Source organism: Pseudacidovorax sp. RU35E, from assembly GCF_900156165.1.
In the GTDB taxonomy this organism is placed as follows: Bacteria; Pseudomonadota; Gammaproteobacteria; order Burkholderiales; family Burkholderiaceae_C; genus Xenophilus.
Window position 1 is genome coordinate 480,958 of record NZ_FTMY01000002.1, and the last position, 12,219, is coordinate 493,176.

Below are 12,219 nucleotides of genomic sequence, written 5' to 3' on the forward strand. Positions count from 1 at the left end.
GGCATGAGCGAACAACAGGTCAAGGTTCCGGACATCGGCGACTTCAGCGAAGTGGCCGTGATCGAGGTGCTGGTCAAGCCGGGCGACACCATCAAGGTCGAGCAGTCGCTGATCACCGTCGAATCCGACAAGGCATCGATGGAGATTCCCTCCAGCCACGCCGGCGTGGTCAAGTCGGTGGCCGTGAAGGTGGGCGACAAGGTGAGCGAAGGCTCGGTGGTGCTGACCATCGACGCGGTCGATGCGGCTACGGCGGCGCCTGCACCGGCCGAATCGCCGGCGCCCGCTGCGGCGGCGCCCAAGGCGGCACCTGCGCCCGCACCGGCAGCGCCGGCCGCGGCGCCTGCGCCCGCTGGCAGCTACAGCGGCCAGGTCGACATCGAGTGCGACACCCTCGTGCTCGGCGCTGGCCCGGGCGGCTATTCCGCCGCCTTCCGCAGTGCCGACCTCGGCATGAAGACGGTGCTGGTCGAGCGTTACGCCACCCTGGGCGGTGTGTGCCTCAACGTGGGCTGTATTCCTTCCAAGGCGCTGCTGCACGTCGCCGCCGTGATGGACGAGGTCAAGCACTTCGTCGACCTTGGCGTGGACTTCGGCGCGCCCAAGGTCGACCGCGCCAAGCTGCTGGCCCACAAGAACAAGGTGGTGGGCAAGCTCACCGGCGGCCTCACGGCCATGGCCAAGATGCGCAAGGTCACGACCGTGCGTGGCGTCGGCAGCTTCCTGGACCCCTATCACCTCGAAGTGGACGAGAGCACCGGCGAAGGCCGGGCCACCACCGGCAAGAAGCAGGTCATCCGCTTCCGCCACTGCATCATCGCCGCCGGCTCGCAGGCGGTGCACCTGCCCTTCATGCCCAAGGACGATCCGCGCGTGGTGGACTCCACCGGCGCGCTGTCGCTGGCGACCGAGCCCAAGCGCATGCTGATCCTGGGCGGCGGCATCATCGGCCTGGAGATGGGCACGGTGTATTCGTCGCTGGGCGCACGCCTGGACGTGGTCGAGATGATGGACGGCCTGATGCAGGGCGCCGACCGCGATCTGGTCAAGGTGTGGCAGAAGATGAACGCGCCGCGCTTCGACAACATCATGCTCAAGACCAAGACCGTGGGCGCCGAGGCGACGAAGGACGGCATCAAGGTCATGTTCGAAGGCGAGGGCGCGCCCAAGGAGCCGCAGGTCTACGACTTGGTGCTGCAGGCGGTGGGCCGCACGCCCAACGGCAAGAAGATCGGCGCCGAGAAGGCCGGCGTCTCGGTGACCGACCGCGGCTTCATCCCGGTCGACATCCAGATGCGCACCAACGTGCCGAACATCTTCGCCATCGGCGACATCGTCGGGCAGCCCATGCTGGCCCACAAGGCGGTGCACGAGGCGCATGTGGCGGCCGAAGTCATTGCCGGCGAGCAGAAGGGCGACAAGGAACTGGCAAGCGCCGCGTTCAACGCCCGCGTGATCCCGAGCGTGGCCTACACCGACCCGGAGGTCGCGTGGGTGGGCCTGACCGAGGACCAGGCCAAGGTGCAGGGCGTCAAGGTCAAGAAGGGCCTGTTCCCGTGGACGGCCTCCGGCCGCGCCATCGCCAACGGCCGCGACGAAGGCTTCACCAAACTGCTGTTCGACGCCGAGACGCACCGCATCCTGGGCGGCGGCATCGTCGGCACCCATGCGGGCGACATGATCGGCGAGGTGGCCCTGGCCATCGAGATGGGTGCAGACGAGATCGACATCGGCAAGACCATCCATCCGCACCCCACGCTGGGCGAGAGCATCGGCATGGCGGCGGAAGTGGCGCACGGCACCTGCACCGACCTGCCACCGCAGAAGCGCTGATCGCCAGCCCCTAAGCGCAGCTTCGCGGCTGCATTCAGCGGCCCGGCCGGGCGACCTTTGGGTCGTCCTGCCGGGCCGTTTTGCCACGGGGGGCGGGCCGCAGCCGGGCGGTGGGGCTTGAAATCAGGGACGCCTTGACGACGGCCCAGCGCCCGGGTTCGACAGCCAGGATGAGGCGGCCAAAAAAAAGCCCGCTCAACGAGCGGGCCTTGCTTCGAGACGGCGATGGTCGCTCGGCTTACTCGCCAGCCGATTCCGAAAGAACGCGCCGGGCGCCGTTGAAGCGATTCAGCCAGTAGCTCTGGTTCATGTCTTCCACGCGCACTTCGGACCCAGAGCGGGGCGAGTGGATGAACTTGCCGTCGCCCACGTAGATGCCCACATGGCTGAAGGCACGGCGCATGGTGTTGAAGAAGACCAGGTCGCCCGGCTTGAGTTCGCTGCGGTCGATCTTTTCGGTGGCAGCGGCCTGCTCCTCGGCGCGGCGGGGGAGGACCATGCCGATGGTCTGGTTGTACATGGCGCGGACGAAACCGCTGCAGTCGAAGCCGGTTTCGGCGTTATTGCCGCCGCGGCGGTACGGGACACCCAGGAAGCTCATCGCGCTGACCACGAGGTCCGAGGTCTTGTCGGCCACGGCCTGACGTGCATGTTCGACGCGGCCCAGGAGGCCTTTGTCGGCGAGAAGCTTGTCCATCTCCGTGGACCGGTCGGTTGCGGGGGCAGCGTGGGCTGCGGTGGCAAGGAGCAGGGCCAGGGCGGGGAGGACGAAAATTCGCATGGGCCCGTAGGATATGGACGACACCCCAATGTGTCAACCAGTTTTGCTAATTGTAAGTCTGCTTCAAGTTATTGATTTCATTCAAATTTCAGTAATGGCTGAAAAGCGTGGTTGTAACAGCCGCAGTTTTCATTGCAGCCGGTAGGTTGAACCCAGGCAGTGCTTCTTCGCTCATCGTGGATGGGTCCAAAAATTCTTCACGATGCAGGAGTCGTTATGCATATCGCCATTTCCCTCGGACTGACCGCAGCCACGGTCGTTGCTGCTTCGACAGCCGTTTCGAGCGCCGCTCAGGAACTGCCGCAGCCCAGGCCGCAGACGGTGGCGGCGGGCCTCTCCCATCCATGGGGCCTGGCCTTCCTGCCGGATGGCCGTTTCCTGGTGACGGAGCGCCCTGGGCGGCTGCGGGTCATTGAGAAGGATGGCCGCATTGGTGCGCCGGTCGAGGGTCTCCCGCCGCTGGCGGCCCAGGGGCAGGGCGGTCTGCTGGATATCGCGCTGGATGCCGGCTTCAAGACGAACCGTACGCTCTATTTCTGTTTCTCGGAGCCGGGTGCGGGCGGCACCAACAGCACGGCGTTGGCCCGCGCCGTGCTGGCGCCCGACGAAAGGCGGCTCGAGCAGGTCCGGGTGATCTTCAGCCAGCAGCCCAAGGTCGCAAGCCGCGCGCATTTCGGCTGCCGGATCGCGCAGACCGCAGACGGCAAGCTCTTCCTGACGATGGGGGATCGCTTCTCGCGCAGCGCAGATGCACAGCGGCTGGACAACCACCTGGGCAAGGTGGTGCGCATCGACACGGACGGCAAAGCACCCGCCGACAACCCGTTTGTGAACCGGGCCGGCGCGCTGCCTGAGATCTGGAGCTATGGCCACCGCAACATGCAGGGCGCGACCATCGGGCCGGACGGGCGCCTCTGGACGCACGAGCATGGTGCCCAGGGCGGGGACGAGATCAACATCGCCCAGGCCGGCCGCAACTATGGCTGGCCGGTCATCACGCACGGCGTGAACTACGGCGGCGCTCCCATCGGGGAGGGCATCAAGGCCAAGGAGGGCATGGAGCAGCCGCTGCACCAGTGGACGCCGTCCATCGCACCTTCCGGGATGACCTTTTTGAACAGCGACCGCTATGGAGCGGCGTGGAAGGGCAGCCTGCTGGTCGGCTCGCTCAAGTTCGGCTACCTTGACCGTATCGACATCCGGGACGGCAAGGTGGTGGGCGAGCAGAAATTGCTCGCCGCGGCACGCGAGCGCATCCGCGACGTGCGGCAAGGTCCGGACGGGCTCATCTACGTGCTGACGGACGAGGACGAGGGCAAGCTCATCCGGCTGGAGCCTTGACGGCGGGAGGGTGCCGGCCGGGCGGCCGGCGGTCCAGCCTGACGAGGCGACGAGTTCAGGGGCGCGGGCCCGTACAGCGGGGCAGCGGTGCCTCTGCCAGCAGGCGCTGCCAGAGCGGGCGCCAGGCGGGCCAATCGTGGCCGCCCGCGACGGTCAGCACGTGCTGCGGCGGCAGCGCAGGTGCGAGCACCCGGTGCGTGGGCGCCAGGCGATCGTCCACGCCGAAGGCGAGGTACAGCGGCGCTCGGGCGGCGGAAGGCCCGACGTAGCGTTTCAGGCAGGTCCACGCCCGTACGCCAATCGCGTCGTCGGTCTCCGCTGGCGGCCGCCAGCGTTCCACCCCGCCTTGGGCCGCGACATCGGCAGCGGTCTGCGGCTCGCCGAGGTAAGGGGCGATGAGGAGCAGGCCGTCGATCTCGTCCGGATGCTCATCGGCGTACAGCAGCGCACCCAGCCCACCCAGGGAGATGCCGGCCAGCCAGATATGCCGGTACCCCTGTGCCCGGGCGGGATCGATCACGTCAGCACGGAGCCGATCGACCACGCTGCGATCTTTGTAGTAGCCCATGTGCGCGTCCGCGCGAACCAGGTCGGCCCGCAGGCCAGCTGCGCGGAAGGTGTCGATGAAGCCCTCGGTTGACAACTCGCCCAGCAGCATGCCGCGTCCGGGCAGCAGCACGATCAGCGTGTCGGTGGGACCGCAGGCGCTGGCGTCGCGGTCCACGGGCATGGGCACGATTGCCGATCTTGGCAGCCAGCCGCAGCCCGGCAACCCAGATGCAGCGAGGGCCGCGACGGCCCAGGCCATGGCGCTTCGGCGCCGGACGCTTCTACTCATCTCGCCGCTCCCGGGTCCTCGGCGATGCGGGCCATGGCGTGCGCGGCGGTCGGGCACGGAGCGACGGGCAGGGACGGGGAGGGACAATGGCCGGCATGCGGCTGCATTGTGGCCGTCCCGTGCTTTTCCCTGTTGCTTCTCTCTTTCTTCGCGCCTCATGCTCCTCGACGCCGACCAATCCCAACTCGTGCTCATCGATTACCAGCCCCGGCTCATGCCTGCCATCCACGAGGGTGAGGCGATCCTGGCCAATGCGCGGCGGCTCGCGCAGATGGCTCGCCTGGCGGATGTGCCGGTGTTCGGCACCGAGCAGAACCCGTCCCGGCTCGGTCAGATGCCCGCCGAACTGCGCGACCCGTGCCGCCGGGTGATGGCCAAGATGCAGTTCAGTGCCGTGGCCGAAGGTTTCAGCGAATGGCTGCGCCCGCCCGCCCGCCCGCCGCAGGGCAACGCGCGGAGCCTGCCGCGCCACCTGCAGAAGCCGCAGGCCGCGGAGCCCGAGCGTGGCAGCATCGTCATCGCCGGCTGCGAGGCCCATGTCTGCGTGCTGCAGACGGCGCTGGAGCTGCTGGAGGACGAGTTCGAGGTCTGGGTGGTGACCGATGCATGCGGCTCGCGCACCGAGCGCAACCGCGACGCAGCCTTCGACCGCCTAGCCGGCGCCGGTGCCGAACTGGTGACCACCGAGATGGTCGGCTTCGAGTGGCTGCGCAGCGCAGAGCATCCGGCTTTCAAGGAACTGCAGGCCCTGATCCGCTGATCGGCCGCGGCGCCCGGGGAGGCGCACGAGGGTGCACCCTGTCAGCCTGCCGCAAGGCCGTCTCCAATAATCACGCGGCGGTCGTCGCCCATTCAGGTCGGCCGTCCACAAGGCGCAACTTCGACGCCAGCGACCAGGAGACAACAAGGCCATGAGCAGCTATCAGGAGTTCTATCGTCGTTCCATCGACGCGCCCGAAGCCTTCTGGGCCGAACAGGCGCAGCTGATCGACTGGCATCAGGCACCGACCACGGTTCTGGACCGCAGCCGGTTGCCGTTCACCACCTGGTTCGGCGGCGGCACCACCAATCTGTGCCACAACGCCATCGACCGCCATCTGCCGCAGCGGCAGGATGCGCCGGCAGTGATCGCCGTGTCGACCGAAACCGGCACCGAGCGCACCTACACCTACGGCGAACTGCACCGCGAGGTGCAGCAGATGGCCTCGATGCTTCGGAGCCTGGGCGTGGGCCGGGGCGACCGGGTGCTGATCTACATGCCCATGATCGCGCCCGCGGTGTTCGCCATGCTGGCCTGCGCACGGCTGGGCGCCATTCACAGCGTGGTCTTCGGTGGCTTCGCCAGTGCGTCGCTCGCGTCGCGCATCGACGATGCGCAGCCGAAGGTGATCGTCAGTGCCGACGCCGGCTCGCGCGGCGGCAAGGTACTGGCGTACAAGCCGCTGCTGGACGAGGCGATCCGGCTTGCCGCGCACAAGCCGTCGGCCGTGCTGCTGGCCGACCGCGGCCTGGCGCCCATGGATCTGGTTGCGGGCCGCGACCACCGGATGGATGAACTGGCGCCGGCCCATGCCCAGGCCGAGGTGCCCTGCGAATGGATGGGCGCGGCGGACGTCAGCTACACGCTCTACACCAGCGGCACCACAGGCCGGCCCAAGGGCGTGCAGCGGGACGTGGGCGGCTACGCCGTGGCGCTGGCCGCCAGCATGCGACACATTTTCCAGGCCAGCCCGGGCGAGACGTACTTCTGCACCAGCGACATCGGCTGGGTGGTCGGCCACTGCTACATCGTCTACGGGCCGCTGATCGCGGGCATGGCGACCATCGTCTACGAAGGTGTGCCCACGCAGGGGCTGGACGGCCAGCCGGACGGTGCCATCTGGTGGCGGCTGGTCGAGAAGTACAAGGTGAACGTGATGTTCTCGGCGCCCACGGCGGTGCGGGTGCTGAAGAAGCAGGATCCTGCGCTGCTGCGCAAGCACGACGTCTCCAGCCTGCGGGCGCTGTTCCTGGCGGGCGAGCCGCTGGACGAGCCGACCGCCCGCTGGATCAGCGAGGGGCTGGGCGTGCCGATCATCGACAACTACTGGCAGACCGAGTCGGGCTGGCCGATCCTGACCGTGGCCCATGGCGTGGAAAAGCAGCCCACCAAATTCGGCAGCCCGGGCGTGCCGATGTACGGCTTCAAGGTCAAGCTGGTGCACGAATCCACCGGCGAGGACCTCACGACGCCGGGCCAGAAGGGCGTGGTCGTGATCGAGTCGCCGACGCCGCCCGGTTTCATGCAGACCGTCTGGCGAGACGACGAGCGATTCATCAACACCTATTGGCGAAGCATTCCAGGCATCGAGGTCTATTCCACTTTCGACTGGGGCATCCGCGATGCCGACGGCTACTTCTATATCCTGGGCCGAACCGACGACGTGATCAACGTCGCCGGACATCGACTCGGCACCCGCGAGATCGAGGAGGCCATTTCAGCGCACCCAGCCGTCGCCGAGGTGGCGGTCGTGGGCGTGGCCGATGCGCTCAAGGGCCAGGTCGCGGTCGCCTTCGTGGTGCCACGGGCAGGCGTGGGCGATGACGCTGCCGCGTTGAAACTGGAGGGTGAGGTCATGAAGACCGTGGCCGACAGCCTGGGCGCACTCGCGCGTCCAGCGCGCGTGTATTCGGTTGCCGCGCTGCCCAAGACGCGCAGCGGCAAGCTGCTGCGGCGCGCATTGCAGGCGGTGTGCGAACGGCGCGATCCGGGCGACCTCACCACGATCGACGACCCGAGCAGCCTGCAGGCCATCCAGCGCCTGATCGGCTGAACTCGCCGCGTCCGCTGTTGTCAGATTGGGGGCGCACAATGGTGCGTTCGAATCACCGCGGCAGTGCGCGCGTGCGACGTGGCACAATCCTGGGTGTACTCAGGCCCTTCCCCAGCCACAGTCGCATCCGCCATCCGGTTCAGCCGTGTCGCGGAAGGTTTTCTTAACCAGCTAATGCTTCCCCAAGGGAAGCGGAGGTCAGCGGAACATGAGCGATTCCCCCGCGTCCATCTACAACGCCTACCAAGGCAACAGTTACCTCTTCGGCGGCAATGCGCCCTATGTCGAAGAAATGTACGAGAACTATCTCGCCAATCCGGGCAGCGTGCCCGACAACTGGCGCTCGTACTTTGATGCACTCCAGCACGTGCCGGCGTCGGACGGAAGCGATTCCCGCGATGTTGCGCATCAACCTGTCATCAATGCGTTCGCCGAGCGTGCCAAGCAGGGCGGCACCCGCGTCGTCGAGGCCAGCGGCGCCGACTCCGAACTGGGTCGCAAGCGCACCGCCGTCCAGCAGCTGATCGCCGCCTACCGCAACGTTGGCGCCCGCTGGGCCAACCTGGATCCGCTGCAGCGCGCCGAGCGCCCGGCCATCCCCGAGCTGGAGCCGTCGTTCTACGGCTTCGCCGACGCCGACCTCGAGACGGTCTTCAACACCAGCAACACCTTCTTCGGCCGCGAAACCATGTCGCTGCGCGACCTGCTGAACGCGCTGCGCGAAACGTACTGCGGCACCATCGGTGTCGAGTACATGTACATGACCGACCAGGCGCAGAAGCGCTGGTGGCAGCAGAAGCTCGAAGCCGCGCGCACCAACCCCAAGCTGAGCGCCGAGAAGAAGAAGCACGTGCTTGAGCGCCTGACGGCTGCCGAAGGCCTGGAGCGCTTCCTGCACACCAAGTACGTCGGCCAGAAGCGCTTCTCGCTCGAAGGTGGCGAAAGCTTCATCGTCGCCATGGACGAGCTGGTCAATGGTTCCGGCGCCAAGGGCGTGCAGGAGATCGTGATCGGCATGGCCCACCGCGGCCGCCTGAACGTGCTGGTCAACACCCTGGGCAAGGCGCCCAAGGACCTGTTCGCCGAGTTCGACCACACCGCCCCTGAAGACCTGCCCAGCGGCGACGTGAAGTACCACCAGGGCTTCAGCTCGGACGTGACCACGCCCAGCGGCCCGATGCACCTGAGCCTGGCCTTCAACCCCTCGCACCTGGAAATCGTGAACCCGGTGGTCGAAGGCTCGGTGCGCGCCCGCATGGACCGTCGCGGCGACAAGCGCGGCGCCTCGGTGCTGCCCGTGCTGGTGCACGGTGACGCGGCCTTCGCCGGCCAGGGCGTCATCATGGAAACGCTGGCCCTGGCCGAAACCCGCGGCTACTACACCGGCGGCACGATCCACATCGTCATCAACAACCAAATCGGCTTCACCACTTCCGATCCGCGCGACAGCCGCTCCACGCTGTACTGCACCGACGTCGTCAAGATGATCGAGGCGCCCGTGCTGCACGTGAATGGCGACGATCCCGAAGCCGTGGTGCTGTGCATGCAGCTGGCCCTGGAATACCGCCAGGAGTTCAACAAGGACGTCGTCGTCGACATCATCTGCTTCCGCAAGCTGGGCCACAACGAGCAGGACACTCCCTCGCTCACCCAGCCGCTGATGTACAAGAAGATCGCCGCCCACCCCGGCACGCGCAAGCTCTACGCGGACAAGCTGGCGGCCCAGGGCCTGGGCGACACGCTCGGCGACGACATGGTCAAGGCCCAGCGCGCCGCTTTCGACGCCGGCAAGAACACCGTCGACCCGGTGCTCACCGACTTCAAGCGCAAGTACGCGGTCGACTGGAGCGCCTTCGCCAACAAGAAGTGGACCGACGCCGCCGAAACGGCGCTGCCGCTGGCCGAGTGGAAGCGCCTGGCCGAGAAGATCACCACCGTGCCGGAAGGCTTCACGGTGCATCCGCTGGTCAAGAAGGTGCTGGACGACCGCGCCGCCATGGGCCGCGGTGACGTCAACGTCGACTGGGGCATGGGCGAGCACATGGCCTTCGCCTCGCTGGTGGCCAGCGGCTATCCGGTGCGCTTGTCGGGCGAGGACTGCGGCCGCGGCACCTTCACCCACCGCCATTCGGTGCTGCACGACCAGAACCGCGAGAAGTGGGACACGGGCACCTACGTGCCGCTGCAGAACGTGGCCGAGAACCAGGCCCCGTTCGTCGTCATCGACTCCATCCTGTCCGAAGAGGCGGTGCTGGGCTTCGAATACGGCTATGCGTCCAACGATCCCAACACCCTGGTGATCTGGGAAGCCCAGTTCGGCGACTTCGCCAACGGCGCCCAGGTGGTGATCGACCAGTTCATCGCCTCTGGCGAAGTGAAGTGGGGCCGCCTGAATGGCCTGACGCTGATGCTGCCGCACGGCTACGAAGGCCAGGGCCCCGAGCACAGTTCGGCCCGTCTGGAGCGCTTCATGCAGCTGTCGGCCGACACCAACATCCAGGTGGTGCAGCCCACGACGGCCAGCCAGATCTTCCACCTGCTGCGTCGCCAGATGGTGCGCAACCTGCGCAAGCCGCTGGTCATCATGACCCCGAAGTCGCTGCTGCGTAACAAGGACGCGACCTCGCCGGTGTCGGAGTTCATCAAGGGTGGCTTCCAGACGGTCATCCCCGACGTCAAGGAACTCAAGGCCGACAAGGTCAAGCGCATCGTCGCCTGTTCGGGCAAGGTCTACTACGACCTGGCCAAGAAGCGCGAAGAGAAGGGCGCCGACGACGTGGCCATCATCCGCGTCGAGCAGCTGTACCCGTTCCCGCACAAGGCTTTCGCGGCCGAGGTCAAGAAGTACCCCAATGCAGCAGACATCGTGTGGTGCCAGGACGAGCCCCAGAACCAGGGTGCCTGGTTCTTCGTGCAGCACTACATCCACGAGAACATGCTCGACGGCCAGAAGCTGGGCTACTCCGGCCGCGCCGCCTCCGCGTCGCCGGCCGTGGGTTACGCCCACCTGCACCAGGAGCAGCAGAAGGCGCTGGTCGACGGCGCGTTCGGCAAGCTCAAGGGCTTCGTCCTGACCAAGTAAGTCCCCGCCACGGAGGCCGGCGCGTTGCGCCGGCCTCCCGTTCTTGCGCGCCCCATTTTTTTTGTCGTTCGCGGGCGTGTTTCCCTCGAATAAGCAGAGTTCATAAAAATGTCCATCGTTGAAGTCAAGGTTCCCCAGTTGTCCGAGTCCGTGGCCGAAGCCACGATGCTGCAGTGGAAGAAGAAGGCCGGCGAAGCCGTCACGGCCGATGAAATCCTGATCGAGATCGAAACCGACAAGGTCGTGCTCGAAGTGCCGGCGCCCGCGTCCGGCGTGCTGGCCGAGATCGTCCAGGCCGATGGCGCCACCGTCGTCGCCGACCAGTTGATCGCCAAGATCGACACCGAAGGCAAGGCCGGCGCCGCTGCCCCCGCACCGGCTGCCGCCGCTGCTGCGCCCGCCGCATCGGCCCCTGCTGCCGCGGCGCCCGCCGCCACCGGTGGTGCCAAGTCCGACGTGGCCATGCCCGCCGCCGCCAAGCTGCTGGCCGACAACGGCCTGAAGACCAGCGACGTCGCCGGCTCCGGCAAGGACGGCCGCGTGACCAAGGGCGACGTGCTGTCGGCCGTCGCTGGTGGCGCCACCGCCGCCAAGGCACCCGCCGTGCAGATCCCGACCGGCGCGCCCAAGACCTCGCTGCCGCAGGTCGCCGCGCCCACCGCCGCCAACCTGGGCGACCGACCCGAAGAGCGCGTGCCGATGAGCCGCCTGCGCGCCCGCATCGCCGAGCGCCTGCTGCAGTCGCAGTCCACCAACGCCATCCTGACCACCTTCAACGAGGTGAACATGGCCCCGGTGATGGACCTGCGCAAGAAGTTCCAGGACGCCTTCACCAAGGAGCACGGCACCAAGCTGGGCTTCATGAGCTTCTTCGTCAAGGCGGCCGTGCACGCCCTCAAGAAGTACCCGGTGCTCAACGCCTCGGTCGACGGCAACGACATCATCTATCACGGCTACTTCGACATCGGCATCGCCGTCGGCTCGCCGCGCGGTCTGGTGGTGCCGATCCTGCGCAACGCCGACCAGATGAGCTTTGCCGACATCGAGAAGAAGATCGCCGAGTTCGGCAAGAAGGCCCAGGAAGGCAAGCTGTCGATCGACGACATGACCGGCGGCACCTTTTCGATCTCCAACGGTGGCACCTTCGGCTCCATGCTGTCGACGCCCATCATCAACCCGCCCCAGTCGGCCATCCTCGGCGTGCACGCCACCAAGGACCGTGCCGTGGTCGAGAACGGCCAGATCGTGGTGCGTCCGATGAACTACCTGGCGATGAGCTACGACCACCGCATCATCGACGGCCGCGAAGCCGTGCTGGGCTTGGTCGCGATGAAGGAAGCGCTGGAAGATCCCTCGCGCCTGCTGTTCGATATTTGATCCACCCCCGTTTCTTGCTCACTGCGTGTAGCGGAATCCCCCCTTGAGGGGCGCACCCGGCGGCCCGGCAAAGCCGGTTCCGCGGGTGCACGTGAACGGGCTTCGCTGCGCTTGCCTTTGCATGCCAGCCTCGTGGTGAGCCGACTCAAGCAAA

At 67.0% G+C, this 12,219-nt stretch carries 8 protein-coding genes; 6 read left to right on the plus strand and 2 right to left on the minus strand.

Annotated elements, in window-relative coordinates; genetic code table 11:
* The first annotated feature begins 3 nt into the window (after window positions 1-3).
* On the plus strand, window positions 4-1,833 hold the full coding sequence (gene lpdA, locus BXA03_RS05130; RefSeq protein WP_076504569.1) for a dihydrolipoyl dehydrogenase: 1,830 nt from the start codon (window positions 4-6) through the stop codon (window positions 1,831-1,833).
* Between the two features lie 238 nt (window positions 1,834-2,071).
* Here the strand turns inward: lpdA and BXA03_RS05135 are convergent, their stop codons facing one another.
* Complete coding sequence (locus BXA03_RS05135; RefSeq protein WP_076504572.1) at window positions 2,072-2,614, minus strand: C40 family peptidase; 543 nt, start codon at window positions 2,612-2,614, stop codon at window positions 2,072-2,074.
* 216 nt (window positions 2,615-2,830) lie between these two features.
* Here BXA03_RS05135 and BXA03_RS05140 point away from each other — a divergent pair, with 216 nt between their 5' ends.
* Window positions 2,831-3,955, plus strand: coding sequence for a PQQ-dependent sugar dehydrogenase (locus BXA03_RS05140; protein WP_083715886.1), 1,125 nt, complete (start codon window positions 2,831-2,833; stop codon window positions 3,953-3,955).
* 55 nt (window positions 3,956-4,010) lie between these two features.
* Here the strand turns inward: BXA03_RS05140 and BXA03_RS05145 are convergent, their stop codons facing one another.
* Window positions 4,011-4,763 carry an alpha/beta hydrolase gene (locus BXA03_RS05145; protein WP_076504575.1) on the minus strand — a complete coding sequence of 251 codons (753 nt, stop codon included), beginning with the start codon at window positions 4,761-4,763 and terminating at the stop codon, window positions 4,011-4,013.
* Window positions 4,764-4,950: 187 nt separating this feature from the next.
* Here BXA03_RS05145 and BXA03_RS05150 point away from each other — a divergent pair, with 187 nt between their 5' ends.
* The 4 genes from BXA03_RS05150 (at window position 4,951) to odhB (ending at window position 12,065) form a co-directional block, all read left to right on the plus strand.
* A complete protein-coding gene (locus BXA03_RS05150; RefSeq protein WP_076504577.1) occupies window positions 4,951-5,553 on the plus strand; it encodes an isochorismatase family protein in 603 nt (200 codons plus the stop codon).
* A gap of 151 nt (window positions 5,554-5,704) precedes the next feature.
* Complete coding sequence (locus BXA03_RS05155) at window positions 5,705-7,606, plus strand: propionate--CoA ligase (RefSeq protein ID WP_076504579.1); 1,902 nt, start codon at window positions 5,705-5,707, stop codon at window positions 7,604-7,606.
* Between the two features lie 208 nt (window positions 7,607-7,814).
* A complete protein-coding gene (locus tag BXA03_RS05160; RefSeq protein ID WP_076504581.1) occupies window positions 7,815-10,688 on the plus strand; it encodes a 2-oxoglutarate dehydrogenase E1 component in 2,874 nt (957 codons plus the stop codon).
* Window positions 10,689-10,796: 108 nt separating this feature from the next.
* On the plus strand, window positions 10,797-12,065 hold the full coding sequence (odhB, locus tag BXA03_RS05165; protein ID WP_076504584.1) for a 2-oxoglutarate dehydrogenase complex dihydrolipoyllysine-residue succinyltransferase: 1,269 nt from the start codon (window positions 10,797-10,799) through the stop codon (window positions 12,063-12,065).
* The last annotated feature ends 154 nt before the right edge of the window (window positions 12,066-12,219 follow it).